Here is a 25,146-nt window from a genome sequence, read left to right as displayed (position 1 = left end):
GTCATCCTGCCGCCCGCAATTGCGCCTCCTGCTGCTGCCCGACGTTGACCAGGTGCGCGACGTCGAGGATGAGTGCCACGCTGCCGTCGCCGAGGATCGTCGCGCCCGAGAAAGTGACGACGTCGTGATGCAGCTTGGACATGGATTTGATGACGGTCTGGTGGTCGCCGATGATCTGGTCGACCACGAGCCCCACTCTTTCGTCGCCGGTCGAGATCACCACGACCTTCTGGTAGGGATCCGGCGGCGTGCCGGTCCGGAACAGGTCGCGCAGCCGCAGGAACGGGACGAGGCTGTCACGAAGCGAGATGAAGCTGCGCCCGCGCGAGCGGAGGTCCTGCTCGAGCGACAGCTCGAGGCACTCCTCCACGGCCGAGAGCGGAATGACGTAGCAGCCCGTTCCGATCCGGACGAGCAGGCCATCGATGATCGCGAGCGTCAGCGGGATGCGGAGCGATATCTCCGAGCCCTTTCCGGGCTCGCTGCGCATGTCGATCACACCGCGCAAGGCTTCCACGGTCTTCTTCACCACATCCATGCCGACCCCGCGGCCGGAGAGGTTGGTGACCTGGGCGGCGGTCGAAAAGCCGGGCTGGAAGATGAGCTGCAACAGCTCCTGGTCCATCAGCTGCTGCCCGGGCTGGATGAGCCCCGATGCCTCCGCCTTCGCCCGGACCCGATCGCGGTCGATCCCCCGCCCGTCATCCTTGATGGTGATGATGACCTCGCCGCCGGACTGGCGCGCGGACAGGAGGACGCGCCCGGACCGGGCCTTGCCCGCGGCGGTCCGCTCATCGGGAAGCTCCAGGCCGTGGTCGACCGAATTACGCACGAGGTGCACCAGCGGGTCCGCCAGCCGCTCGATCACGGTCTTGTCTACCTCCGTGGTCTCTCCCTCGAACTCCAGCTCGATCATCTTCCCGGTTTCGCGCGCAAGGTCGTGAACCAGGCGGCGGAAGCGATTGAAGAGCTGGGTGACCGGCACCATCCGCAGGACCATCATCGTGTCGCGCAGTTCGCCCGAAAGCCGCTCGACATCCTCGGAGACCGAGCGCAGCTGGATATCTGCACTGGAGTTCGCTAGCTGCGAAAGACGGGACTGCGCGATCACGAGTTCGCCCACCCTGTCCATCAGCTCGTCGAGGCGTTCGGCCGGCACGCGCAGGTTTTCCGCCGCCTTGCTGTGCTTGGCGTCGGCGGCCGGCTGTGCCGGGTCGGCGGGATGCAGGGCCGGCACGGGCGCGACCGCAGAGGTCGCCGCGTGTACGGGCGGTGCGGCAGCCGGCTTGGGACCGGACTGCGGGGAGGCAGTGCTTGCGCCTTCCTCGATCTCGAGTTCCATGTCGTCCATGACGAAGATGAAGACGTCCTCGATCGCAGATCGCGGCTGCTCGGTCGTGAGCGTCACGGTCCAGCCGACATGGAGGTCGGAGGGCGCGATTTCGTCGAGGCCCGGGACGGCCGAAAGATCCGCCGTGACGCTGCACTCGCCGAGCTCGCGCAACTCGTCGAGCAGGCCGAGCGGGTTGGTGCCGTTGGCCATCGCATTGGCCGGAAGGCGGAAACGAAGCCTGAAGGTGGTCGCCTTGCTGGCGGCAGCGGCCGGCGCCGGGAGAGGCGGCGCCACGACGGTGCTGCCCGTATGCTCGCCTACGGCCGCCTGCAGTTTGGCCAGAAGCCGGTCGCCCGCCTCCTCGTGCCCGCCGTGCGGCTGGTCGACCAGGACCTTCATATGGTCCTGCGCGCCGAGCACGCATGCCACGAGCTCGGCGGTGGCGGGGACTTCGCCCTTTCGCACGCGGTCGAAGGCGGTTTCGCAATGATGGGTGAAGGCTGCGAGCGCGTCGAAGCCGAACATGGCGCCCGACCCCTTGAGCGTGTGCAGGCCGCGGAAGACGGCGTCGATCTGGTCCTGATTGGAGAGATCGTGCAGGAGATCGAGAAGCCCTGCCTCGATTTGCTCGAAGAGCTCGGCAGCTTCTGTCCTGAAAACCTGGATCGGGTCCAGCGTGGTCATTTTCCGAGAACCTTCCGTGCGATCTTGACGAGTTGCTCCGGATCGAAGGGTTTGGTGATCCAGCCGGTGGCGCCCGCTGCCTTGGCGCGGTTCTTCATGTCGGCATCGGACTCGGTGGTGAGGAAGATGATCGGAATGCCGGTATGGGCCGGTGAGCTGCGCAGCGCCTCGATCATGGAGAGGCCGTTCATGTTCGGCATGTTGAGGTCGGTGACGATCATGTCGAAGCTGCCGGCCTTCGCCTTGTTGAGCCCGTCCAGCCCGTCGACCGCCTCCGTCACCTGGTAGCCGGCGCCGGTCAGAGCGATCTTCGTGGTCAGGCGGATACTCGCCGAGTCGTCGACGGTCAGGATATGCGCGGTCATTGTTGTTCCTTCCGATGAAGCCAAAATTCGCGGTCGCGCGGATCCGCCTCGAAAAGGAATCCTGCGCGCTCGAGAGTGGAGAGAAGATTGCCGCCGGCCGGGCGATCCAGGGCGATCGTTCGCCCTTCGGCCGCCGCATGGAGACGCGCCGCATGGACGAGCTGGAGGAAGCTCAAATCCACTTCGGCGTCCTCGGCTATGCTCAACAGCACGGTTCCTTGCGTGTCGAACGCAGACCGGATCGCGTCGTGCACGGCCGCAACCTGCCGGATCGTCAGCGGTCCCGGTAGATCCACTTTGCCGCTGGATGGAACTGGCGCTGGAGACATCGAGACACCTTTCTTCGGAAGGACATGGTCCGGCGCCGATGCAAATCGCATCCTCGGCCAGGACCATGCCCGGAGCCACTTTCAAGCGGACCAGGATCGCCATGCGCGGGTAAGGCGCGACATGCCCAGGCGCGCGCTTGGAGCGACCAGATTTGATGGGGAATTGCAGGGGGAGCCCGGTGGAATGCTCACATCATGCGGGCGGGCACATTTCCTTCAAGCACGCTTCATGGCGCTTGAACGGTCGAATTAACTTTGCACGTTAACCAGTTAAACTTGTGTTAACCGTGATCGATCCGAGGCGGCAGTTTTCGCCTTCCTGTCGTCTTTTCATACCTGCATGAGAGCGTGCATGCCCGATAAAACCCGGATCGCGCGGGGAAACGTAGAGCAACACGCGCGCGGTGACACCGTCACCGCGCGAGCGCGACGGTTTCGATCGCATAGGGGGAAAGCTCCGCGTCGGTCCTGACCGGACTGCCTGCCGGCTCCAGCCCGCGGAGATCGACCGACTTGACCGTCGGCGTCAGGTTGACGAGATGCAGGGTCGGTCCGTCGGCGGCGTCCGCGATGAAGGCGAGCACTTGCGACGGTGCGGAGGAAACGCACGCCCGCCACGGCGCGCCGGCAAGGCCGGCCAATGTCGCGACTGTCCGTAGCAGCGGCCGCCTTCCGCCTTCCGGGGTCGGTTCGTCGTTGCCGGCGATCAGGCCGAACGGCCCGGTCAGCGCCGACAGCGTCAGGCATTCGAGATCCGCCTCGAGCACCCGGATGGCATAGCCGAGCGCGAACGCTTCGGCGAAGAGGCCGTTGTGCCGTGGATCGCGGTTCGCCATCGGCACGCGGCCGAGGCCGGGATTGTCCATCGTCCGGCTGCCATAGGGGTTTTGGCGCATGGCGATGGTGGACGGGCCGATGCGGTAGGGCATGTCGCCATAGATCGCCCGCACGGAACGGGTGATGAAGGGCAGGGCCTCCAGGGTCTGCATGACGCTGAGGTCGTCGGCTGCATGGACAATCGGGTTCGTGCAATGCGAGATGAGCGAAAGCTGTCCGGGCGGCACACGCTTGCGGTTCAGTTCGGTGAAGTAGCTGAGCATGCCGCCGCCGATCCGGATGTCCGGGAAGGCTGCATGTGCTGCTGCATAGACCTCCTCGAGGGGCGGGCACTCCGGCCATTTGCTGCCGGGCGGCGTCGACTGGCGATCGACGGAGGGGGAGATGACGATTGCATCGGGCGCAAACCCGGCGGAGCGCATCTGCCGGGCGATCTCCAGCGCCTCGTCCGCCGGCGGCTTGCGGCAGGGCAGGGCGATTTCCAGCGTGGTACGGCCGGGATGCAGCGCGGCGAGTTCGGCGAAATCCTTCAGGGCTTCCAGGTCGTGGCCGGCACCCGGGTCGAAATGAAAGAGAAGCTCCTGGGGCCCGATCTCGGCCATAAGCGCGCGGGCTGCGAGCGTCGACTTTGCTTCCTCCGGCGTGACGACGAGGCCTATCGCGGGCATCCGGCCATGGGGCTGTCCCGGGTGAATTGTCACCGCGTCACGGCTGCCGGTTGCCCTGGTGGCCTTGCTTTGGCGATCGTCTCGCATGGAGAGGACGATCTGCTGCCGCACGGGTTCTCCGGTCGGGATCATGTATGGCCAGGGGAGCGCCAGCGGGCGGACATAGGTCTTATAGGAGGCGTCCGACCAGTTGCGCTGGTCCTCCATCTCGAAGGTATCGCCTTCCATCCGGCATTCGGCCGTCACCCCGTCGGTGACGGTGTGGGTGATGGCGCGCATGTCCTTGAACGGCTGCCACGGCTCGATCAGGTCGGGGAACAGGGTCTCGTCGCGTTGGCCGTCCACGTGCTCGACCACGACCGGCTTGCCGGCGACGCCGTCGATCGGATGAAGAATGCAGAAGCCGCAGCGGTTGGTCTCGAAGCCGGTCGCCGACTGTGCCTTCGATTCGAAGGTCAGCCGCCCTTCGGATGCGGCGATGCGCACGTCGATCGAAAGCGAGGTTCCGGCAGGCCCTTCGCAATGCGCGCGATAGGTGACGATAAAGGCCTCGTCGAGCTGCTGTATCTTCAGGTTCTCTATCCTGGGGCTGTAGGTGCCCCAGTCGCGATCGCGAACGAGATAGGAGATGGCGCGAAGGACTTCTGTGCCGTCATAGACGATGGTGCGGAGATTGCCGTCTGCGAGGTCTGCCGAAAGCCGGCCAGCGACCAGTCGGACCGGCGCTTCCGCGGCTTCGTGCGTGCCATAGAGCAGAAACGGCTCGACGCTCATTTCAACAGCGCCCCGATCTCCACCGGGCTGCCGGATGCGGCACTCTCATAGGCCGCCTCGACCAGCGCGAAGGTCTTCAGGTTGTCTGCGCCCGACGTGGAGGTTTCGCCCCCGTCCCTCAGCCGTTCGCTCCAGTGCTGCTGGATGGCGAAGACGCTTTCCTGGATGTTGTGCCAGGGCCGCGATGCCCAGGAGAGGAGCTTCGGCGAAACATCGGTAACGGTGGTGCCGGCCGCGTTGTTGATCTCGAGGCGGTAGCCCTGCGACAGGCGAATCGTGCCTTCGGTGCCGTCGAGTTCGACCAGGGTCTCGGGGAAGGGCTCCGTGCCGAGTTTCGTCGCATAGCTGACGTCGACGATCGAGGTGGCACCGGCCTCGTGGTCGAGCAGGATCGTCGCGACGTCCTCGCCCTTGATCTTCGGGTTGACCCTCAGGGTCCGCGCCGTCAGGCTCTTCACGTCCCCCAGGATGTAGCGCGCGATGTCCAGCGTATGGATGCCGAGATCCTCGATGATGAAGCGCTCGCCCTCGGCCAGGTAGGGCTGGCCGGAGAAGACGTCGAAGCCGGAGCGGAAGGAGAAGCGGCCCCAGAAAGGCTCGCCGATCGCGCCCGCGTCGAGCGCCTTGCGGACCGCCTGGATCGGCGGCTGCCAGCGGAAATTCTCGTGCACCATCAGCGGAATGCTGGCCGTGCGGCAGGCCGCGACCATGGCCTTCGCGTCCGACAGGGTCCTGGCGAACGGTTTCTGGCAGATCGCCGGCACCTTGTGCGCCGCTGCCAGCTCGACGAGCGCGCGGTGACTCTGGACGGTGGTGGCGATGTCGACGAAATCGAAGCCGCCATCGGCAAACATCTGCGCCGCATCGGCATAACGGCGTGCAATGCCGAACTGGTCGCCGACGGCTGCGAGCCGCTCGGGGTCGCGGTCGCAGATGGCGACGATCACAGCACCTTCGACGTCGTTCCAGGCGTGCATCTGGTTCACGGCGAAGAAACCGCAGCCGATCAGGGCGCCACGAAGCTTTTGCATGCCGTCAGTCCTTCTTGGCGAGCTGCATCAGGGCGACCCGCTGCTGCAGGCGCCGCTGTGCCTGGTCCACCACCACTGCCACGATGATCACGATACCCTTGATCACCATCTGCCAGAAGGAGGAAACGCCCATCATGACGAGGCCGTCCGACAGGATGCCGATGACGAAGGCGCCGATGATGGTTCCGCCGATCGTCCCGCGGCCGCCCGACATCGAGGTCCCGCCGAGGACGGCCGCCGCAATGGCGTTGAGCTCGAAGGAGTTGCCCGTCGCCGGATGCGACGCCATCAGTTCCGAGGAGATGACGATGCCGACGATGGCGGCGCAGAAGCCGGAGAACATGTAGACGAACATCTTCACGCGGTCGACCTTGATGCCCGACATGCGGGCGGCGCGCTCGTTGCCGCCGACGGCGAAGATCTGGCGGCCGATCGGCGTGTATTTCGCGATATAGGCCGCCGCAAGCGCCACGATCACCAGGATCCACACCGAGACGGGCAGGCCGAGGATGCGGCCCGAGCCGAGGAAGGCGAAACCCGTCGTGCCGAGATCCGGATTGCCCTGCAGGTTCGGGAAGGTCTGGCCGCCGGAGGACAACAACGCCAGGCCGCGGGCGACATAGAGCGTGCCCAGGGTGGCGATGAAGGGGGCGACGTTGAGCTTGGTGATCAGCAGGCCGTTGACCGCGCCGATGGCGATCCCGACGAGCAGGGTGATGGCGGCGACCTCGAAGATGTTGAAATACATCGTGTAGCCGATCTGCAGGTCGATGCCGTACAGGATCAGCCCGCCGGCGACCATGCCGCAGAGGCCGACGATCGAGCCGACCGAAAGGTCGATGCCGCCGGTGATGATGACGAAGGTCATGCCCATCGCGAGAAACGCGTTGAGTGCCACGTGCTTCGACATCAGGATGAGGTTGGCGGTCGACAGGAAGTTCGGCGCGAAGACCGAAAAGAAGGCGATCACGGCGAAAAGCGCGATGAAGGTGCGAAGCTTCATCAGCGTCAGAAGCAGCGAGCCGCCGTCGCCTGCCCGGGCGTTCTGGGTGGAGGTTACCGTGGTCATCACGCGATTTCCCTTGTCGATTTGTGCCCCTCGGATGCGGCCTGGACGATGAGTTCCTCGGTCGCTTCCGCCCGGTCGAAAATTTTGGTGATCCTGCCGTTGCTCATGACGGCGATCCGGTCGGACAGCGCCATGACCTCTTCGAGGTCGGAGGTCGAAAACAGGATGGCGAGGCCTTCGCCGGCGAGCCGGCGCATGGTGCGGAACACGTCTGCCTTGGCGCCGACATCGATGCCGCGGCTCGGTTCGTCCATCAGAAGCACTTTCGGATTGGTCATTAGAGCCTTACCGATGACCACCTTCTGCTGATTGCCGCCGGACATGGAGGTGACGTCGAAATCGGGGTTCGGCGCCTTGATCGACAGATCCCGGATTGCATCCCGGATCGCGCCCTGCTCGCGGTCGCCGCGGATATGGAAGCCGAAGCGCGTCAGCTTCTCCAGGCTGGCGAGGGTCAGATTGGCGGCGATCGAAAGCACCTGGACAAGGCCCTCGCGCTGCCGATCCTCCGGGATCAGCGCCAGGCCGCGCTTGATGCGCGTGGGCGTGTCGCGCGCGACGATCTCCTTGCCGGCGACGAACACCTTGCCAGTCGAGTGCGGGTGCTGGCCGATGACGCATTCGAAGAACTCGCTGCGCCCGGCGCCCATCAGCCCGTAGATACCGAGCACCTCGCCGGCGCGCACCGAAATCGACAGGTGGTCGACGGCGAGCCCGCCGGTCTTGCGCGGCAGGCTGATCTCCTCGGCGCGGAAGGCCTCGGCGCCCAGCTTGTGGTCGACCGACTTGGCGAAATCCTTGGCGTCGGAGCCGATCATCGAGCGGACGATCCACTTGGTATCGATGTCCTTCACCATGGCCTGCCCGGTGATCTGGCCATCGCGCAGCACGGTGATGTAGTCGCCGATGCGCATCAGCTCTTCCAGGCGATGCGAGATGTAGACGATCGCCACCCCTTGCGCCTTCAGTTCACCAATGACCTTGAACAGGATGTCGACCTCGGCGGCCGAAAGTGCCGACGTCGGCTCGTCGAGGATCAGGATGCGGGTATCGAGCGAGATCGCCTTGGCAATCTCGACCAGCTGTTGCTGGCCGATCGGCAGGTCCTCGACCATGGTCTCGGCACTGATGCCGGCGTCCAGCTTGTCGAGGAAATGGTTGGCCTTCTCGACCTGCGCCTTGTGGTCGATCCCGCGGATGCCGCGGATGATTTCACGGGTGGCGAAGATGTTTTCGGCGACCGAGAGATTGCCGAACAGGTTCAGTTCCTGGAACACCATGCCGATGCCGTGCTTCTGCGCATCGGCCGGCGAGTTGAATTCGACCTCCTTGCCTTCGAGCAGGATGCGACCCAGCGACGGCTTCTCGACGCCGGCGATCATGCGCATGAGCGTCGACTTGCCGGCGCCGTTTTCGCCGACGAGCACGTTCACCGCGCCGCGGCGCAGCGACAGGTTGGCATGCTTCACGGCGACGATGCCCGAATAGACCTTCGTCACGTCGTCCAGCTTGAGGATGATGTCGCCTTCGTCGATCTCGGCCATCTCAGCCACCGATCGCAATCGTTACAGGCGTGAGCAGCGGCAGCTGGCCCTTGGAGGGAAGCGGATAGGCACCGACGGCGTCGACCTTCTTGCCTTCCAGCGCCTCCCGCGGCAACTTTTCCAGCGTCACGGCATTGAGGTGGTTGTTGAAGGCCTTGCCGAACTCGGCCCACTGGATCTGGTTCTTGAACTCGTTGAAATTGACGAAGTCGAGGCTGTCGCGGATCGCCGTGCCCTTGATCACCGGGCCGATCTGGATGCGCACGTCCGCCTTGCCGTCGCCATCGATATCGGTATCGAGATAGGCCGCGCGCGACTTGGTCTCGGCCTTGACGATGGTGCCGGAGACCTTCGCGGCATAGGTCCACGGCGCGCTGCCCTGTTCTTCCTTGTGGCCGTACTTCGCGCCGGCCGCGTTCGGGTCGCTGCCTACAAGCGCTGCAACCTCCTGGATCGGGCCTGCACGCTGGTCGAGGAAGGGAACGACCTTCTCGTCCCAGAGCTGGCCTGCCTGCCGCTCCGGGTTGAAGCCGCCGCTGGCCGCTTCGGCTGCCTCTTCGGCAGTCGGTGTCTTGATGATCTTGCAGCCGGACAAAGCCAGCGCCAGCGCGGCCGCCGTCAGCGTCGCAGTCCGGACAAATGCCATGGAAACGCACTCCGTCATAAAGATATGCGGCTTGCGAGGCGGATCGCTCCGCCTCGCAAGCCTGTCCTGGGAGGTATTAGTCCTTCAGCGCGAAGGTCTCGAGCTGATCAGCATTGTCGGCATTGATCAGCACGCAATCCATCAGCTGCTTTTCTTCGGCCGGGCCCTTGCCGGTCTTGATGTAGACGTCGGCCTGGTCGACGGCCATCTGGGCCTGCGCATAGGCCGGCTGCAGGACGGTCGCCTTGATGCCGCCCGCCTTGATGCTGTCGCGGACGTCGTTGGAGCCGTCGAAGCCGACGACGATGACGTCCTTGCGGCCGGCGGCCTGGAGCGCTGCGATGGCGCCCATCGCCATCGTGTCGTTGCCGGCGATGACGCCCTGGATGTCAGGGTTGGCCTGCAGGATGGTCTCCATCTTGGAGTAGCCTTCCGTCTGGCTCCAATTGGCCGACTGCTGGGCGACCATCTTCAGGTCGGGATACTCGTCGATGATGTCGTGGTAGCCCTTGGAGCGGATGCCGGCGTTCAGGTCGGCTTCGCGGCCGAGCAGTTCGACGTAGTTGCCCTTTTCGCCCATCAGCTTGACGAACTCTTCGGCGCCGAGCTGCGCGCCCTGGTAGTTGTTCGAGACGATCTGGGAGACGGCAACGCCCGTGGCGTTGATCTCGCGGTCGATCAGGAACGAGGGGACGCCCGCGTCCTTGGCCTTCTGGACCGCGGCGATCGAGGCTTCGGAACCTGCGTTGTCGAGGATGATCGCCTTGGCGCCGCGGCCGATCGCGGTGTCGATCAACTGCGACTGCTTGTTGGCGTCGTCATCGTGGACGAGGATCAGCGTCTCGTAGCCCAGTGCCTTCGCACGCGCTTCCGCACCGACGGCTTCGGCCTTGAAGAACGGGTTGTCGTGCGACGGAGTGATGATGGCGATCAGGTCGGCCGCGAAGGCCGGCATTGCGGTGCCGAGTGCGAGTGCGCCGGCGAAGGCCGCAAGCGTAAGTCTACGGGTCAGTTTCATGTTTCTCCTCCCAAAGTGAAACGAAAGGCCCCATCCTCAGCGGGGCGAAAAGGGAGGGGCTTTTGCCCCTCCCGAGGGCATCAGGTGATGCGCCGAATGCTTTCGGCGATCTCCTGAGGTTCGAAAACCTTCTTCCAGTCGTCGCGCATCAGCGCGGGAATGCCGAACTCGATGGCCTTGTTGCAGGCATCGGAAAAGACGCCGGGCGTCTCTTCGAAGATGACCGCGCCCAGCACGTTCATGTGGCCGAGAAGGAAGTCGCGTGCCGCTTCCTTGTCGACGCCGCGGCGGACGCACTCGTCCATCGCCTGGCGCATGACCACCAGCAGCGAGGCGCACAGCGTCTCCGACAGTCCCGGCTCAAGCATCGCCATCTGCTCGACCGTGACGCGGTGCGAGCGCATGACCGGGGCCCAGATGACCTTGGCGATCTCTTCGCCGAGTGCATAAGCCTCTTCCGGACCCTGCATCAGGGCGGAGACGATGTGCTGCTTGGCGGCGATGCCGCCGAAGAAGTCGCGCTTGGCGGCCGGGTCCGTCTCGTCGTTGAAGATCGGCGGATGGCAGGGGTGCGTCACGAAATAGGTGAGGTCGGACCGCTCAGGCAAATGGCCCGCGAAGGGGGCGGCGGCATCGAGCGCCACGACCATCGTGCCCGGCTTGAGCTTGTCGACGATGCCGGCTGCAACCTTGCCGATTGCGGTATCCGGAACGGCCAGAATGACCACCTCGGCGCCGTTCAGCGCCTCGTCTGCGGGAAGGCACGAAAGGCCGAGATCGTCCTTCAGTCGCGCCTTGCCGGTGTCGCTGACTTCGACGTGGCGCACGTCAAAGCGCGAGCCTTTCAGGTTCTTGGCGAGCCGGTATCCCATTTTGCCACCGGCGCCAAAGAGAGCAATTGCTGTCATGTTTCCTCACCTCAGGGTTGGATTGGTATAATAACTGGTATGATGAGTCAATCACAATCCCATCATTATTGTGGCAACGATCAGGCTTTCTTGCCTGCATCGAGCCGGTCGATCGCCTGGACGTTCCCGGCCGACGGACCGTCGGGGTCGAAGCTGGAGGCCAACCACTTGTCCACGATCGCCTTGGCGAGCTCCGGGCCGATGACCCGGGCGCCCATGGTGATGATCTGCGCGTTGTTGGACTTGGCCGCGCGTTCCGCGGAATAGGTGTCGTGCGTCAGCGCCGCACGAATGCCGGGGACCTTGTTGGCGGATATGCAGACGCCGATGCCGGTGCCGCAGACCAGGATGCCGCGTTCGTAGTCGCCGTCGACGATCGACTGGCCGACTTTCTGCGACAGGTCGGCATAGAAGCCGGACTGGCTCAGGTCGTGGACGTCGAGGTCTGCCTTGCCGGCGAGATGGGCGGCGATCACGTCGAGCAGCGGCTTGCCGGCGCTGTCGGCTCCAATGACGATTTTCATGGTTCTTCCTTTCGATCGATCGAATGGCGAATTCCGGTTCCGGCCGCGTCAGGCGCGGCTGCCGTCGCGGATCTGGGCGAAGTAGCCGTCCGTGCCGATCTGTCCGCCCTTCAGTGCGATCTGCAGGCCGTCGGTCGGAGCGTAGCTGCCGTGCGCGGTGCAGAGCGGCGAGCCGGGCGTCTGCGGCAGGGGCAAGAGCGTGGTCAGCGCCTCAACGCGCAATTCCTTCAGGGCGTGGCTGGAGGTGTCGCCGCCGGCGATGACGGCGCGCGACAGGCTCTCGCTTTCGACGAGGCGGCGCAGGATCGTTCCCAGCGCCCGCCCCAGCCGGTGGCGTGCGCTGGGAACGCGGTCGATCTCGCTGCCCCGGTCGGCGGACGGGCCGAGGGCCGTGTGCAGCAGCACGCTTCTGCCGGATTTAAGCGCCGCGATCCCGGAGGCAACGGCGGTCTCGATCGCGCGATCGCCGCTTTCGCCGACGAGCGAGACGGGGTCGAGGTCGATCCCGTCGAAGCCGTCCGCCACGGCCGTGCGGATCTGGCGCTCGGTGGTGGGCGAGACGCTGCCCGAGACGACCGCAAGGCGGTCGACCTTGCCGGGGTCGGCGAATTCGACCTTGCCGCCGATCAGGTTCTGCTGCCGCCAGGCTTCGAGGAGGGCATATTCAACACCGGACGAGCCGGCAACGAAGAAACCGCCCTTGGTCCTGAGGCGCCACAATTGCTGGCCGGCCGCCGCCTGGCTCTCGGCGGAATCGACGTCCATTAGCAGGATGTCGGATGTGCCCGCGAGTGCTGCAAGGCGCGCATCCGCGTCCGGTGCGGTCAGGGTAACGAGGTCCGCAAGCGCCACGGGAAGATCGGTCTGCCGGCCGAGGTGGATGGCGAGATCAGCTTCCGTCATCGGCGTGACGGGGTGGCGGCTCATCACCGGATGGCGATCGATGCGGTAGACCTGCCCCTGATAGGCGGCGAAGAGGTGGCCGAAGGCGGTGTAGCGCTTCAGTTGCGGCGCGCCGACGATCACCGGCACGCTGGCCTGGCCGAACACGTCTCTGCCGATCTCGATCGCCTTGCCGATGTTGCCGACCTGCGGTGCGGAATCGAACGTCGAGCAGACCTTGTAGTGGCAGACCGCGGCACCCAGGCCCTTCAGCCACTGAAATGCGGGGACGAGGTTCTCCTGCATCCATTCCGGCGTTTCGCTACGGCTCGTGCCGGCGATGCCGATGGCGCGGCAATCGGCAAACCGCTGCAGCATTTCGGGCTGCGGGACGCCCAGGAACAGGACGGTCGGGATGCCGCTGGAAGCGAGCGATTCCATCACGTCGGTCGAGCCGGTGAAATCGTCGCCGTAGTAGCTGACGAGCAGGTCGGACATAATGCTTACTCCTTGCCGTCACCGAATTTTGCGAGCGAGGCCGCAAGTTCGGGATGGTCCTTGGCGTAGTCGCCAAGCGGGATGTCGGCGACCGCGGCCTGCCAGGCCTGCTGGACGGCGCGAACGCCGGCGGCAGGGCCGCCCGGATGGCTGACGATGCCGCCGCCGCAGAGATAGAGAAGGTCGGTCGTCCGCCCCGTCCGCCGGTAGGTGTCCGGCGCCTGGCCGCCCCACTGGCCGGAACCCGCAACGGGAAGCGGCCGGTCGGAAGGATCGAACAGCGGCGTGCTGACGGCCTTGAAGGACTGGACGAAGCTCTCGTCCGGCTCCCAGTACTTGATCCGGATGCCGTTGATCTGGAACTGGTCGACGCCGAGAAGGCGCCAGAATTGCTGGTAGACCTTGAAGTCCATGCCGGCGCCCGGATCGCGGGTCAGCACGTCCCAGCCGTTGCGATGCGCATGCAGCACGAGACCCGAGCGCTTGCGCAGGAAGCTCATGCCCCCGAAGCCGATGGAATTGATGTTGACGACCGCACAGTTGCCGCCCGCCGCCAGCACGAGGTCGTGGTTGCGCATCATCTCGTCCGGGTCGGCATGCGAGATGCCGAAGGCGTACATCACCTTCTTGCCGGTCTTCTGCTCGTGGTCGAGGATGCGCGGCATGATCGCGGCGACCCTCTCCTTCAGCGGCGAATAGGCCGGGCTCATCAGCTTCTCGTCGTCCTTGATGAAGTCGACGCCGGATTCGATCAGTTCGCCGACCAGTTCGGCCGTCTCGTGCGGACGTAGGCCTAGCGCCGGCTTGACGATCGTGCCGATGATCGGGCGCCCTTCGACACCGGTCAGCCGGCGGCTGCCGTCGATGCCGAACTGCGGGCCGGGATGGGCGCCCTTGAACGCCTCCGGCAGCTGCATGTCGACGATGCGGATGCCGGTCATGCCCCTGATGGAGAAGACGCCGCCGATCGCGATCGTCATCAGGGCGGAGAGGTCGGTGCCGATGGCATCGAGCGGAAAGGCGATGTCTACGTCGGCCCGGTTGAGCCGCTGGCCCGGTTCGGCCTCCGGCCATGTGGGAGAGAAGGTGTCTTCGAGCGGACGGATGGCGAGCACGCGCGCCGCGACCCGTGACTTCAGCTCCTCCGTCTCGCCCGGCACCGCTACGAAGGTGCCCGTGGACTGGTCGCTGGCGATCTTGCTCGCCATCGCCTCGACGCTGCCGGGCGTCTCGATGCGGTAGGTCAGGGTAATCAGCATGAAAGCCGTTGCTCCTCCTCGCCACGTCACTTTGTCGTGGCGTCAACTCGTAATCTGGTATAATAAGTATTCCAATTTCTGCAATGGAAATTTTCAAAAAATCGATTTCCACTGTCCTGTCTTGCCGCAAAATGCAGAAATGTTAAGGGAGGGAGAATGAGCCAGAGAGACGCCATGCCCCAATCCATTGAGCCGATCGTCAGGCGCAAGCTGTCCGACGAGGTCTTCGACCGGCTGGAACGGATGATCACGTCGGGAGAATTGAAGCCCGGCGACGAGATGCCTTCGGAGCGCGTGCTGATGGAGCGTTTCGGCGTCGGCCGCCCCGCCATCCGCGAGGCGATGCAGTCGCTCGCCAACAAGGGCCTGCTCAACATTTCCCACGGCGAGCGGGCGAAGGTGCTCCAGCTCACCGCGCAGTCGATCTTCCGCCAGGTTGACCTGACGGCGAAGATCATGCTGTCGCAGTCAACGGACTCTCTCGAGCACCTCAAGAGCGCCCGCATATTCTTCGAGCGCGGCATGGCCCGAGAGGCGGCGCAGCGCTCCCGCACCGGCGATATCGACGACCTCGGCGCCATCATCGACCGCCAGCGGCGCTCGCTCGGCGATGCCGAGGCGTTCATTGCCGCCGACATGCAGTTTCACAGCCGCATCGCCCAGATTTCCGGCAACCCGATCTACGTTGCTGTCAGCGAGGCCATGCTGGCCTGGCTGAAGGAATACCACACGGAGATGCTGATCTGGACCGGCAAGGAAAAGCTCACGCTGGTAGAGCACGAGGAAATTCTGGACCGGCTCAGGGACAGGGATGCCGAAGGCGCTGAAGCGGCGATGCTGAAACACCTCGAACGATCGAGAGCGCTCTACAACCGGTAAATCCGGCCATTCGTCCATCGCGCCGATCCGGCGCGTCCATTCCCGATCCATTGCTTCGACTGTCCGGAATGCAGCGTCCGGTCTCCAAGTTTGCTGAGTTCGCCTGAATGTGGCAGGGCTCCACGCGCTCGGCGCGGGCCTGTGGCCGCATTTAGTACGATTTGTAACGTGATAAAGTAACAAATCGTGTGACTCGTGTAATACTATTACGTTATGAGCAACCGGTCAGATCCCGAGGAAAGTTCGATGACCGTGTCACGCCGCGTCAAAACGGCCTTGTTCCGCGTTTGGTGCGCTGTCCGGATACCAATCCGGGTTTGTTGTCGAGAAGTAACTCGCCTCCGAAAAGGTGTCAAACATCTCGTAGGAAATCAAAAACTTACACCAAAAACGTCAAACCCAAATTCCGAGGCCGGTCAAAGCTCTTCTATTGCGGTTCACGAAGCTATTGGGAAGGTTCGGTGCACATACCGCCAAGCGAACGGCAAGTACCTCTCACACGACGGGAGACGCGCATGATCGACCCGCGTCCATTCCGTGAAGTCAAACTTCAAGTTGTCCGGCAAAGGGGTGCAGATATGTCCACCAAACCCAGACAAAGAAAAAACAAATAAACCTAACTCGCGCAAGGGCGCCCCGCCGCGCGTCGAGACGCGGCGAGCCGTCCCGCTTGCGCTGATAACGCTCCAGGGGCGCGCCAAGTGTCGTGGTCTCGAGGATCTTCGTGTCCACAGCTGAACCGAAGCGATCAACCTGGCCTCCAGCTCACGAGCCCACTTCTCGGCGTCTGCTTTGCTGTCGAAACTCTTAGAGCGAGGTTTCATACCTCTTCGCGGGCGACCTTCATCTTGTCCGACAGATCCTGCTCAGGCAGCCTCAAACAAGGGCGCAGCTTAGCGCCGATAATCATTTCAAGCAGTTGCTGGGCCGCGAGAACTACAAGGCTGTGTTTCTCAATTTCCATTACATTTTCGTTCTATCCCGACCAGCTCCAGTGCCGCAGCCTCGCGGTGCGGGAAGCTGCGCGGCTCCAATCTTTCCCGACAACTGAATCTGCTTCCGGTCGTCCAACGACAGCGGCGCGAACAGCACGTCGAAATCGCTCCAGCCGCCGAGCGCCGCTACACCGACCATCAAGCAGGTCATTGGTCAGATGGAAACCGAGGATGGCTGGGTGCCGCTCGGCGCCGTCCGGGATGCCTCTGGTTGACTCAATGCCGCTCACTGACAGGCATGGCGCATTCCGACGCGGCATCACAGCGCCCGACTTCTGATCTTTTCGCTAAGCGGGGTAGTGCTGCTAAATGCCTTTAGCCTGTGCGCATTTTTGAGGGGTCACTGTATCTCACATCCCCAATCCCAGCCCGTTCCTCAGCGACTTCGCCAACTCGTACTGCCGCGACAGTTCGGCCCGCTGCGCACGCTCTGTGATGCGCGCAACCCCCTTGACGCGATCCAGCCTGATCGTGACCTCCGGCCCCAGTCGCAGATCCTCCTGCTTCAAATCGCGTGGATCGCTTCGGCCAAATCTCTGCCTGAGCGCTTTCGCGATCGCCTTCGCTTCATCAAGCGCCTGTTTTCCTTCCGGAGTACCCAATAGCTGCTCGATGAACTGCGGCTTCTCGGCCTGAGACAGATCATCCAGCTGCATTAATATGATCTCACTACGCTTCGTGAGCCCCGGCACTTCGATCACATCACACCGCTCGCGCTTCCATATTTCGTTCTCGCGCTCAGCTTCAAGCCTCCGCTCCCAGGTCTGGCTGGCAGACGCCACATGATGGCCAAGTGCCTTGGCATAGTACCGCGCCACCTTCCTCTCCTTGCTCTCCCCAAGGAATCCAGCCGTGCCCCGCAGACCCCCAAACTGCTCGGGCTGCTCCGCAATCGATTTCGTCAGAGCTGGGGCGCTGATGCCTTTGTCCACGATAGCAACGCTCAGTTTTACCGCGACACCATCAGAATCGACATAGACATTGCGACCAATGGAACGCACCACAGCCATGCCCCGCTCAAAGCCCGGCCTTGCCTTTTCACGGGCGATCTCCTCGACGCTGCGTGAGTAGCTCGTGACCGCAGGAACCAGAGGCTCGACCTTCTCGTCGGCCCGCTCGACACCCTGCCTGCCCCCCTGGGCCTCGACGTGAGCCGAGGGTTGAGGAGAGGCCGGAGAGCGAACGCGCTCATTCATAGCGCCGGAGTGAGTCGGAGGACGGTCTTCAGCCCGCCCGGGCGAGAGGCTGACGGCAATCTCACTGGGAAGGCCGAACCCCTCCGCAAGGCCGCGGCGCTCAGCAAAGGCCCGGGTGTAATCGAGCGTGGTTTCCTTCGCGCCCGATCTGCTCATGCTGGCAGCGAGCGTCTTCATGTCCTTTAGTTCATCGCGGTCGGCATAAAGCTGGACGCTGTCGCGATGGCGCGTCATCGCCACATAGGTCAAATGTCGATCCATCGTGCCGGACGCCATGACGAAGGCGCGATCGACCGTCGCACCTTGCGACTTGTGAATCGTCGTCGCATAGCCGTGATCGAAGGCCCGATAGCCCGTCGGTAGTCGGATTTCCTGGGACCCCAGGCCTCGCTCGGAATGCCCGTCGAGCCGGACCTTGAGGCCGTCCGATGCTACGGCCGACACCGTTCCGAGCATGCCGTTTTTCACGCGAAGGTCGCGATCGTTTTCCAGGAGCACGATCCGGTCGCCCGGCGCAAAGGATCGCTTGCCGTCATTGGTCTGATAGATGACCTCTCGGCCCAGTGCACCTTGCTCTTCCCCGCCGCGCGCGAGCCGGCCGCAATCCTGAAGCGCAGCACGGATATCGGCATTGATCGCCCGAACATCGATGCGGCGATGTGCCAGCGCGATCCGCGACCCAGACCAACGTTCGTCCAGATCGGTGAGATAATCCCGAACCAGATCTGCCCGCGCTCTGTCCCTGTCGTCGGAGAAACTCGGTATTAAAACGTCGAATCAGATCGAGGCCGAACGCGTGGAATGTGCCCATCCACATCGCTGCAGCTCCCTCTGGCCGCTTCAAGGCGATGCGCTCGGACATCTCGCCCGCGGCCTTGTTCGAATAGGTGAGAACGAGGATTCTGCGTGGGTCTATACCTTCGTCGAGCAACTGAACGACGCGCTCCGTAAGCGTTTGCGTCTTGCCCGTTCCTGGACCCGCTTCGAGAAGATAAGCGGCTCCCCGGTGGTTCGCTGCGGTAGCCTGCTCGGTGTTCAAGCTAGCTTCGCGGCGAACACTCTCTTGCGGCTCGATCTCAGGCAAGAGAAGGGCGTCGATAAGCTGCTGCGCGACGACATCGAAGGGAGCCTTCATGCGTTCCGCAATCTGCGATGCGGTCAAGCCGTCTTCGAGGTGCATCCTCCGCATCAGCGGTCGCGGCAGAAGCAGCTCTCTGGCAAACAGATCCATCTGGACCTCGCGCCGCTGTCGGCGACCGTAGTCGACGACACGGTCCATTCCGACCGGAGACGGTTCCGCAGCTCTCGTCTGCTCGACGTCTTTGGCTGTCGCGACCGCGGCGTCGCCGAGCTCCGAATGGCCTATCTCGTGAGCGACCAGGAACGCGCAATCGAATACGGAGCCCTTGTTCTCATGGATGATGAGGTCGTCTTCCGGGATATAGGTGGCACGGCCATTGTTCAGGCTCGCGGACCCGGGAGCTGCCTGTTCCACGGTCAGCCCACGCTCACCAGCCGCTCCCTTCGCGAAAGCGTAGGGATCACTGGGGTCAAAGCCTATCGAGACCGCGAGAGCGTGTAAGTCCGCAGCCGTCCTTCGAGCGATCTCGACCGAGTCCATTTCATCCTCCCTTGGACAGAAGCCTCGATCGATCGGCTTCGGAAACCCCGGCATCTATGAGGACTTGCTCAAAGCTGACCTGTTCTCCGGCTGACGGCTTGCCGTCTGCCTTGAACTGCCTCCCTCCGAAGCCTGCGAGTGGCTGGCTCATTGCTGAGATCACATACGCCATCGGGACCTCGAGCTCGTCTGCAAACAACCGGAGGATGTCATCCGGAACGCTCGTAGCGATCACCTTGTGTTCCCTGAAACAGGTCACGACCTGACGCGGAACGCCTAGAGCATGCGCGACCGACCTTCCTTTTTCTCCGGTGAGCTTTGCGAGTGGATCGGAGGCTGGGGAAATGTCGATCGCCGAGAACGCGATCCAGGCCGCGTCGACCCTCGACTGGTCGATAGCGGATAGTTCCCTCTGGTCATCGCTATCGTCGCTGGCCGCGAGTATGGAGAAGTCGACGAGCTGCGCTGCGAATTGAGGATATTCGCGGACGTATCGTGCGAGCACCTCCGATCCCTGATCGTCTTCCATCATGAATTCATCGAGTACGTCCTGAAGGCCCAGAGGCGGATGGTTGACCGTCATTGATCATCCCCTTGATTGAAGAGAGCCATGAGCGTCTTGAGCGCTCGCTCTTTATAGTTGCGAACAGAGCGATCCGAACAGTTCAATGTCTTTGCGATGGTCATGACGTCGGGATCGCTCGAGTGGGTAAGCCATCCATTGAGAAGCAGGTGCATGGTCCTGCTTTGTTCCGGTGGCAGTTTCCCAATCGCCGCATAAAGCTTCCGGCGGAAAAGCGGATCGGAAGAAATATCCTCCGCTAGCCGGTCGACCACGACAGAGCCGGAGTCGCTTTCCATCGCAGTGTCGGCTTCGTCGAGGTCGACGCTGCGGCTCTCGTCGCGCCAGGCCTGTTCTTGGGCATCCAGACGGAGTCGTTTTATGCCGAGGTCGAACCGCACTTCGTAGAAATCCATACGGTCACTCGGCGAAATGCGGTCTTCGGAGACGAGTTCGATGAAGCGGTCTATCGCCTTCTCACGTATGCGCTCGCGGGTGAGCGACGTCGTGTTTCCGAGTCCGTCCGAACGCGGGATGGCACGCGAAACCCGATCGAGCAGGGTCTTATACAACCGTTCGAACCAAGCCTCAGAGTTGTCGCGTCGAGAGGCGCGCACAAAATGTACGAGACACTCGGAGGGGATATACGAAGGGTTCGAGCGATCGCGTATCAGCGAGCGTCCCACCAACTCGTCCCGCGCGAGTCCTTGCAGTTCCCTTAGCAAATGCTCGATATGTTCAGGACGCTCGTAGAGCGTTCCGTCCTTCTTCTTGCGCTTCGTGAGCGGAGCGATCAATTTGCTCTTCCTTCTCGGCCAACCAGTTTCACGACGCTAATCGGCGAGACTCGCTGCACCCGGAATCAAAAACGACATAGTTGGGAAACGACCTGTATGCCTCGTAGGTCCCCCACGTTCGATGATTCGATACTCGCCCACGCCTTGAATAGCTTGGAATAGCCATGGTTACTATTGCTGGATCTCAGATGGATCGACCATAAGCCGCAGTATCCTTCGCTGATAGAAGCAGATACGTGTCCACGGGCGGCCTAACCTTGCTATTCCACAATCCAGTGTGAGGAGGCCGCGAGAGATGACCGCTTCCAGTGAATAGGTCCGACGGTGCGAATGACCGAAATGCGGGCGCAAAGTCGCCATGTTTCCGAGATGGCATTTACCCCTTCTGGCGCTTCCGCGTCGTGACCCAGGCCGGCCTGAGTGGTAAGGAACGTCGGAAGCAGCTCAATTGAACGCTCGACGGATTTGGGCGCACGGCCGCGAAACCTGTTTCGGTCTTTCAGTTGCCAAAATCCAGGGCGTGGCCGCTTGCCGATCTGCAAACGGCCACCTGAATTTTGCTAAAGCAGGTCGCGATCCTTCGGATTCGCTTTTGGCACTTTAGGTCTTTGTTTTAACGCATGTCTTTATCCCGAAACCGGTTCCCACTTTCGGGAGACATGCTCTAGGCGAGATTCGCCTCGAAGAACGACTGGAGCTTGTCGAAGGGAATGAGCTCCATGTAGTCGTACAAATCGACATGGCCCGCACAGGGCACGCGGAACAGTTCACGCGGTTCCGCGGCACGTTCGTAGGCCTATTCGCCGAAAAACAGCGAGTGAGCATTCTCTCCTACCACCCGAAGAACTGGTCGCGGCGAGATAGCATCCAGATGATCGAAAGGACGGAGTGGTGGGCCGGATCGCTTGAGACGGTGATCGCCGTCGTTGCTCAAGCCCCTGGGAGTTCGCCTGCCGGGACATGATGAATGTCGGCGCGCGCTGCTCCCAAGGACATGTAGATGCGGCAAGTGCCGGCAGGGTCAACTGCCGAGCACAAATCGAGAAAATGCCAGCGCATTTCGAGCATCTTCGTCCATCTTGGCTTCGTCTGCGCCACCGCTGAGATCGCGCCAGACACGGATATCGGAACCAATGGTCCCACCCGTTTTCACAAACGGTTCCATGACGACGGCGCCAGAGTAGTTGATCTCGCGAAGCGCAAGGCCAATCTCGTGCCAGGGAATTCTGCCCTTGCCCGGCACACGGCGATTGCTCTCGCCGGTATGGAAATGGCCGAGCAACGGGCCTGCGGTACGGATGGCATCACCGAAGCTGTCTTCCTCGATGTTCATGTGGAACGTGTCCAGCATCACTTTGACATTCGCCTTTCCGACATCCGTCACGAAGGCCACTCCTTCGGCAGCGGTGTTCAGGACGTGGTTCTCGAAGCGATTGAGCACCTCGATGCAGAGATTGATGCCTAGGTCGCTGGCAAAGCCCGCGATGCCGTAAATACCCTCGACGCCACGCGCCCGATCTCCCTCCTTGTCGACCGGGTTCGAGTAATCCACCGGCCAATAAGAATGGAGTGCCCCGCCGATCGACCTGATGTCGAGCTTGGCGACATTCTTCAGCGTCTGCTGGAAGAAGGCCTTTCCCGCCTCGCGAACGGCCGTGTCAGGCGAAGACAGGTTCTTCGTCTTGGAGGGGCCGATGCCGGCGGTCAGGATGATGTTGTTGTCTTTCGCGCTCTGCTTGATGTCCGCAAGCTCGGCATCGCTGTATTCGTTGATATGATGTGCGGCAACCTCGATGACATCGAAGCCGAGCTTTGCCACCTTCTCTATGTAGGGACCGAACTTGGCGCTCCACTCGTGTTCCCAGTAAGAATAGTAGATTCCGTGTTTCATAAGGGTCTCCTCGATGTTTGGTTGGGCTTTCTGGTGGGCAACTTGCCGGGTGCGGAGTGCGATAGAGCGCCCGTCGCGCGACGGACGCGCCGGTTGCGGTGGTTCATTTTAGGAGTTCGTCAGGCGAAGATCGGGTTCTGCCGAGGCGGACACGATGGCCATGCCGTTCGGCAGGTCATTGTCTTCGACCTTGCGTGTGATCTCCGCTTCGTCCAGTCCGAAACCTCGCCAGCGTTCCCGAAGTCGGTGTCGCAATTCGGCTTCATCGACGTCGACAAAGATGGTGAAATCGAAGATCGGCTTGAGCAGATTCCAAGGCGCACGGTCGGCGAGAAGGTAATTCCCTTCGCAGATGATGATATCGGTGGACTGCGAAATCAGCCGCCCGCCCGCCCGAGCGATCTCGATCGAACGGTCAAAGACGGGGACGGCAATGGCGTCGTCCTCGTTGGCCTTGAGGCGCTGCAACATGTGCCTGAAGCCATGGGCATCGAACGTATCGATCGCCCCCTTGAACGCCAGGCGCCCCATACTTTCCAAAACCACGTCGTCATAGTGATATCCATCCATCGGAAAGAGCGCAGCGCTGGCGTCGCGGCCGTCGTTGACGAGGTCGACGGCCCGCTCGGCCAAGGTTGATTTTCCACAGCCCGGCGCGCCTGCGACCGCGATCAGGACGCGCCGCCTCTTGCCGTCGAAAAATCGCTGCAAGGCAATGTCCGCGATACGGCGGGCATGCATTTCCAAGCTACTCATATTCCCTCCAATGAAGAAACCCTGCAGTCAAGCGCAGGCCATCGGCGTCGACGCGGCGCCGCGCGAAACGTTCGTCGAAATGCTCTTCGCTTCAGATCGCCGACGGCATGTCCGCGGTTGCAGGCGAGTGGACGCGGGTTCCTGGTTTAGCACTCACCAGCAGGTAAACCCTCCGTCGACGGGAACGACCGCACCCGTCATCAGACTGGCGCCATCAGAGACAAGGAAATGCACCACGCTCGCAACTTCATGTGCCTGGCCGAAGCGGCCCATCGGCGTGTCCCGGCGCCACTCGGCGGCAAGTCCGCTGGCTTCGGCGTGGCCGATCAGTGGCGTCTCGATATAGGTGGGAGCGACGGAATTGACGCGCACGCCGCGACCGGCCCATTCGGCTGCCAGCGAATGGGTGAGATGATGAACCGCTGCCTTGGAAGCGTTGTAATGCGACTGTCCCTGCGGACGGTTGACGATCAGGCCGGACATGGATCCGATGTTGACGATCGCGCCCGCCCCTTTGGCCAGCATATGGCGACCGAACGCGCGATCGCACCAGAATACGCCGTTCAGGTTGACGTCGTTGACCGCAAGCCAGTCCGCATCTTCCACGTCTTCCGCCGCAATCGGCGGCCGGCCGATCCCGGCATTGGCAATGAGAATATCCGCCGCGCCGTGCTCGGCTGCGATGATGTCGGCCATGCGTTGGACCGCAGACGAGTCGGTGACGTCCACCACATAGGAAAGAGCGGCATACCCCTTGCCGGCCAGCGCCGCCTTACCCTGCTCGAGCGCCTCCGCGTCGCGATCCAGCAGGATCATCCTGGCACCGGCCTCGGCAAGCGCCTCGGCGATCGCAAGGCCTATACCGCGGCTGCCGCCCGTGACGACGGCCAGCTTCCCGTCCAGTCGGAGCTTTTCCATATACATGAGAATGCCTTTCAGAAAAAATGATGGGCTCAGGCAGAGCCGGCTGCAGACTGTTGTTGTGAATTCGATAGATTGCTTGCTGGCGCAGTCAGCGCGCGGCCATCTTCGGCAAAAAGATGCGAACGCGCCGGATCCGGTGTGAGGAAAATGGTGTCGCCACGGCGATATCCGCGCTCGCCGACCGCACGAACTGTGAGCGTGCCCAAGGCCGTCACATCGACGGTGAAGTAGGCGTCGCTACCAAGCTGTTCCTCGACGAGGATCGTCCCCTTCCACAGGCCGGCCTCGCGATCATAGCCGAGGTGCTCCGGACGGATACCGAAGGTCACTTTTCCTGGCGAAAGAGGCGCCTTCAGATTGGAGATCTCGACGGCGCCCGCCGAAGTCAGGATGCGACGGCCCCGCTCTGCCGTCGCTTCGATGAAGTTCATCTTTGGAGACCCGATGAAGCCTGCGACGAACCGGTTCGCGGGGGCATCGTAGAGCGCGATCGGCGTGTCGAACTGCTCGACCTTGCCGGCATTGAGAACCACGATCCGGTCGGCCATCGTCATCGCCTCCACCTGATCGTGCGTCACATAGATCATCGTGGTCTTCAGTTCGTCGTGGAGCCGGATCAGTTCGAGCCGCATCTGGACGCGCAGCGCCGCATCGAGGTTTGACAACGGCTCGTCGAACAGGAATGCGGTCGGGGCGCGGACGATGGCGCGTCCGATCGCGACGCGCTGGCGCTGCCCACCGGAAAGCTGGCGTGGATAGCGGTCGAGATAGGGGTCCAGGGCCAGGGCGCGCGCGGTTGTGAGCACTTTCTCGCGGATTTCAGCCTTCGGCCTTCCCGATACGCGCAGGCCGAAGCCGATATTATCCGCAACCGTCAAATGCGGGAACAAGGCGTAGGACTGGAACACCATGGCCAGCTGCCGCTCTGAGGGCGCGACATCCGTGACGTCGCGGCCGTCTATCCAGACGCGTCCGCTCGATACATCCTCGAGGCCGGTGATCAGCCTGAGCAGGGACGACTTGCCGCAGCCGGATGGTCCGACGAAGACCACGTACTCGCCCTCGTTGATCGTCAGGCTGACATCACGAATGACATCGAACTCTCCGAAGCTCTTGACGACATTTTCGAGCTTTATCTGGCCCATGTTACTTACTC

23 protein-coding genes and 1 pseudogene are annotated in these 25,146 nt (G+C 62.8%); 2 read left to right on the top strand and 22 right to left on the bottom strand.

Annotated elements, in window-relative coordinates:
- Position 1: 1 nt before the first annotated feature.
- The 13 genes from GGQ64_RS17855 to oiaX form a co-directional block, all read right to left on the bottom strand.
- A complete protein-coding gene (locus tag GGQ64_RS17855; RefSeq protein WP_183806667.1) occupies positions 2 to 2,017 on the bottom strand; it encodes a chemotaxis protein CheA in 2,016 nt (671 codons plus the stop codon).
- Complete coding sequence (locus GGQ64_RS17850; protein ID WP_183806666.1) at positions 2,014 to 2,382, bottom strand: response regulator; 369 nt, start codon at positions 2,380 to 2,382, stop codon at positions 2,014 to 2,016. The genes GGQ64_RS17855 and GGQ64_RS17850 overlap by 4 nt, the downstream gene beginning before the upstream one ends.
- Complete coding sequence (locus GGQ64_RS17845; protein ID WP_183806665.1) at positions 2,379 to 2,711, bottom strand: STAS domain-containing protein; 333 nt, start codon at positions 2,709 to 2,711, stop codon at positions 2,379 to 2,381. The genes GGQ64_RS17850 and GGQ64_RS17845 overlap by 4 nt, the downstream gene beginning before the upstream one ends.
- 413 nt (positions 2,712 to 3,124) lie before the next feature.
- Positions 3,125 to 4,990 carry a D-apionate lactonase gene (apnL, locus tag GGQ64_RS17840; RefSeq protein ID WP_183806664.1) on the bottom strand — a complete coding sequence of 622 codons (1,866 nt, stop codon included), beginning with the start codon at positions 4,988 to 4,990 and terminating at the stop codon, positions 3,125 to 3,127.
- Positions 4,987 to 6,021: a Gfo/Idh/MocA family protein gene (locus GGQ64_RS17835; RefSeq protein WP_183806663.1), complete on the bottom strand. Its 1,035-nt coding sequence runs from the start codon at positions 6,019 to 6,021 to the stop codon at positions 4,987 to 4,989. Before GGQ64_RS17835 ends, apnL begins: the two co-directional genes overlap by 4 nt.
- Positions 6,022 to 6,025: 4 nt before the next feature.
- Entirely contained in the window at positions 6,026 to 7,090 is a 1,065-nt protein-coding gene (locus tag GGQ64_RS17830) for an ABC transporter permease (protein ID WP_183806662.1), read from the bottom strand.
- A complete protein-coding gene (locus GGQ64_RS17825; protein WP_183806661.1) occupies positions 7,090 to 8,634 on the bottom strand; it encodes a sugar ABC transporter ATP-binding protein in 1,545 nt (514 codons plus the stop codon). Before GGQ64_RS17825 ends, GGQ64_RS17830 begins: the two co-directional genes overlap by 1 nt.
- Position 8,635: 1 nt before the next feature.
- Complete coding sequence (locus GGQ64_RS17820; protein ID WP_183806660.1) at positions 8,636 to 9,280, bottom strand: DUF2291 family protein; 645 nt, start codon at positions 9,278 to 9,280, stop codon at positions 8,636 to 8,638.
- Between the two features lie 76 nt (positions 9,281 to 9,356).
- The gene (locus tag GGQ64_RS17815; protein ID WP_183806659.1) at positions 9,357 to 10,298 is read right to left on the bottom strand and encodes a D-ribose ABC transporter substrate-binding protein; all 942 of its coding nucleotides are present in this window, start codon (positions 10,296 to 10,298) and stop codon (positions 9,357 to 9,359) included.
- Positions 10,299 to 10,378: 80 nt separating this feature from the next.
- The gene (locus GGQ64_RS17810; protein ID WP_183806658.1) at positions 10,379 to 11,206 is read right to left on the bottom strand and encodes a phosphogluconate dehydrogenase C-terminal domain-containing protein; all 828 of its coding nucleotides are present in this window, start codon (positions 11,204 to 11,206) and stop codon (positions 10,379 to 10,381) included.
- 80 nt (positions 11,207 to 11,286) lie between these two features.
- Positions 11,287 to 11,730 (bottom strand): D-erythrulose-4-phosphate isomerase, encoded by a 444-nt coding sequence (gene derI / locus GGQ64_RS17805; RefSeq protein WP_183806657.1) that lies wholly within the window; start codon positions 11,728 to 11,730, stop codon positions 11,287 to 11,289.
- 48 nt (positions 11,731 to 11,778) lie between these two features.
- Positions 11,779 to 13,110, bottom strand: a complete 1,332-nt coding sequence (locus GGQ64_RS17800; protein ID WP_183806656.1) for a four-carbon acid sugar kinase family protein — start codon at positions 13,108 to 13,110, stop codon at positions 11,779 to 11,781.
- A 5-nt stretch (positions 13,111 to 13,115) separates the two neighbouring features.
- Positions 13,116 to 14,369, bottom strand: coding sequence for a 3-oxo-isoapionate-4-phosphate decarboxylase OiaX (oiaX, locus tag GGQ64_RS17795; protein WP_183806655.1), 1,254 nt, complete (start codon positions 14,367 to 14,369; stop codon positions 13,116 to 13,118).
- Positions 14,370 to 14,543: 174 nt separating this feature from the next.
- Between oiaX and GGQ64_RS17790 the strand changes: the two genes are divergently transcribed.
- Complete coding sequence (locus GGQ64_RS17790) at positions 14,544 to 15,248, top strand: transcriptional regulator NanR (protein WP_183806851.1); 705 nt, start codon at positions 14,544 to 14,546, stop codon at positions 15,246 to 15,248.
- 820 nt (positions 15,249 to 16,068) lie between these two features.
- On the opposite strand, the gene GGQ64_RS17785 is transcribed toward GGQ64_RS17790, so the two are convergent.
- A complete protein-coding gene (locus GGQ64_RS17785; protein WP_183806654.1) occupies positions 16,069 to 16,212 on the bottom strand; it encodes a hypothetical protein in 144 nt (47 codons plus the stop codon).
- A 132-nt stretch (positions 16,213 to 16,344) separates the two neighbouring features.
- On the opposite strand from GGQ64_RS17785, the pseudogene GGQ64_RS27840 reads away from it, so the two are divergent.
- A pseudogene (locus GGQ64_RS27840) lies at positions 16,345 to 16,440 on the top strand (NYN domain-containing protein); the annotation flags it as partial.
- Positions 16,441 to 16,593: 153 nt separating this feature from the next.
- Here GGQ64_RS27840 and GGQ64_RS27835 read toward each other — a convergent pair.
- From GGQ64_RS27835 to GGQ64_RS17745, 8 genes are all read right to left on the bottom strand, one after another.
- On the bottom strand, positions 16,594 to 17,937 hold the full coding sequence (locus tag GGQ64_RS27835; RefSeq protein WP_183806653.1) for an ATP-binding domain-containing protein: 1,344 nt from the start codon (positions 17,935 to 17,937) through the stop codon (positions 16,594 to 16,596).
- Between the two features lie 34 nt (positions 17,938 to 17,971).
- Positions 17,972 to 18,574, bottom strand: a complete 603-nt coding sequence (locus tag GGQ64_RS28450; protein ID WP_484549459.1) for a UvrD-helicase domain-containing protein — start codon at positions 18,572 to 18,574, stop codon at positions 17,972 to 17,974.
- Between the two features lie 487 nt (positions 18,575 to 19,061).
- Positions 19,062 to 19,643 carry a hypothetical protein gene (locus GGQ64_RS17770; RefSeq protein ID WP_183806651.1) on the bottom strand — a complete coding sequence of 194 codons (582 nt, stop codon included), beginning with the start codon at positions 19,641 to 19,643 and terminating at the stop codon, positions 19,062 to 19,064.
- Complete coding sequence (locus GGQ64_RS17765; RefSeq protein WP_183806650.1) at positions 19,640 to 20,419, bottom strand: RNA polymerase sigma factor sigma-70 region 4 domain-containing protein; 780 nt, start codon at positions 20,417 to 20,419, stop codon at positions 19,640 to 19,642. The genes GGQ64_RS17770 and GGQ64_RS17765 overlap by 4 nt, the downstream gene beginning before the upstream one ends.
- Positions 20,420 to 21,440: 1,021 nt before the next feature.
- Positions 21,441 to 22,310, bottom strand: coding sequence for a D-psicose 3-epimerase (locus tag GGQ64_RS17760; RefSeq protein WP_183806649.1), 870 nt, complete (start codon positions 22,308 to 22,310; stop codon positions 21,441 to 21,443).
- Between the two features lie 108 nt (positions 22,311 to 22,418).
- Positions 22,419 to 23,066 carry a nucleoside/nucleotide kinase family protein gene (locus tag GGQ64_RS17755; RefSeq protein ID WP_183806648.1) on the bottom strand — a complete coding sequence of 216 codons (648 nt, stop codon included), beginning with the start codon at positions 23,064 to 23,066 and terminating at the stop codon, positions 22,419 to 22,421.
- Positions 23,067 to 23,219: 153 nt separating this feature from the next.
- Positions 23,220 to 23,990, bottom strand: coding sequence for an SDR family NAD(P)-dependent oxidoreductase (locus GGQ64_RS17750; RefSeq protein WP_183806647.1), 771 nt, complete (start codon positions 23,988 to 23,990; stop codon positions 23,220 to 23,222).
- Positions 23,991 to 24,019: 29 nt separating this feature from the next.
- On the bottom strand, positions 24,020 to 25,135 hold the full coding sequence (locus tag GGQ64_RS17745; RefSeq protein WP_183806646.1) for an ABC transporter ATP-binding protein: 1,116 nt from the start codon (positions 25,133 to 25,135) through the stop codon (positions 24,020 to 24,022).
- Between the last annotated feature and the right edge of the window lie 11 nt (positions 25,136 to 25,146).

Source organism: Mycoplana azooxidifex, from assembly GCF_014196765.1.
In the GTDB taxonomy this organism is placed as follows: domain Bacteria; phylum Pseudomonadota; class Alphaproteobacteria; order Rhizobiales; family Rhizobiaceae; genus Mycoplana; species Mycoplana azooxidifex.
This window is presented reverse-complemented; position numbering and strand designations above follow the sequence as displayed.

Bases quoted from the DNA above. Each gene is read 5' to 3' on its own strand.
- GGQ64_RS17835 (WP_183806663.1), bottom strand. From the start codon at position 6,021: ATGCAAAAGCTTCGTGGCGCCCTGATCGGCTGCGGTTTCTTCGCCGTG.
- GGQ64_RS17850 (WP_183806666.1), bottom strand. From the start codon at position 2,382: ATGACCGCGCATATCCTGACCGTCGACGACTCGGCGAGTATCCGCCTG.
- GGQ64_RS17755 (WP_183806648.1), bottom strand. From the start codon at position 23,066: ATGAGTAGCTTGGAAATGCATGCCCGCCGTATCGCGGACATTGCCTTG.
- GGQ64_RS17830 (WP_183806662.1), bottom strand. From the start codon at position 7,090: ATGACCACGGTAACCTCCACCCAGAACGCCCGGGCAGGCGACGGCGGC.
- apnL (WP_183806664.1), bottom strand. From the start codon at position 4,990: ATGAGCGTCGAGCCGTTTCTGCTCTATGGCACGCACGAAGCCGCGGAA.
- GGQ64_RS28450 (WP_484549459.1), bottom strand. From the start codon at position 18,574: ATGAAGGCTCCCTTCGATGTCGTCGCGCAGCAGCTTATCGACGCCCTT.
- GGQ64_RS17750 (WP_183806647.1), bottom strand. From the start codon at position 23,990: ATGTATATGGAAAAGCTCCGACTGGACGGGAAGCTGGCCGTCGTCACG.
- GGQ64_RS17785 (WP_183806654.1), bottom strand. From the start codon at position 16,212: ATGGAAATTGAGAAACACAGCCTTGTAGTTCTCGCGGCCCAGCAACTG.
- GGQ64_RS17820 (WP_183806660.1), bottom strand. From the start codon at position 9,280: ATGGCATTTGTCCGGACTGCGACGCTGACGGCGGCCGCGCTGGCGCTG.
- derI (WP_183806657.1), bottom strand. From the start codon at position 11,730: ATGAAAATCGTCATTGGAGCCGACAGCGCCGGCAAGCCGCTGCTCGAC.
- GGQ64_RS17760 (WP_183806649.1), bottom strand. From the start codon at position 22,310: ATGAAACACGGAATCTACTATTCTTACTGGGAACACGAGTGGAGCGCC.
- GGQ64_RS17800 (WP_183806656.1), bottom strand. From the start codon at position 13,110: ATGTCCGACCTGCTCGTCAGCTACTACGGCGACGATTTCACCGGCTCG.
- GGQ64_RS17825 (WP_183806661.1), bottom strand. From the start codon at position 8,634: ATGGCCGAGATCGACGAAGGCGACATCATCCTCAAGCTGGACGACGTG.
- GGQ64_RS17745 (WP_183806646.1), bottom strand. From the start codon at position 25,135: ATGGGCCAGATAAAGCTCGAAAATGTCGTCAAGAGCTTCGGAGAGTTC.
- GGQ64_RS17790 (WP_183806851.1), top strand. From the start codon at position 14,544: ATGCCCCAATCCATTGAGCCGATCGTCAGGCGCAAGCTGTCCGACGAG.
- GGQ64_RS17810 (WP_183806658.1), bottom strand. From the start codon at position 11,206: ATGACAGCAATTGCTCTCTTTGGCGCCGGTGGCAAAATGGGATACCGG.
- GGQ64_RS17845 (WP_183806665.1), bottom strand. From the start codon at position 2,711: ATGTCTCCAGCGCCAGTTCCATCCAGCGGCAAAGTGGATCTACCGGGA.
- GGQ64_RS17855 (WP_183806667.1), bottom strand. From the start codon at position 2,017: ATGACCACGCTGGACCCGATCCAGGTTTTCAGGACAGAAGCTGCCGAG.
- GGQ64_RS17815 (WP_183806659.1), bottom strand. From the start codon at position 10,298: ATGAAACTGACCCGTAGACTTACGCTTGCGGCCTTCGCCGGCGCACTC.
- oiaX (WP_183806655.1), bottom strand. From the start codon at position 14,369: ATGCTGATTACCCTGACCTACCGCATCGAGACGCCCGGCAGCGTCGAG.
- GGQ64_RS17770 (WP_183806651.1), bottom strand. From the start codon at position 19,643: ATGACGGTCAACCATCCGCCTCTGGGCCTTCAGGACGTACTCGATGAA.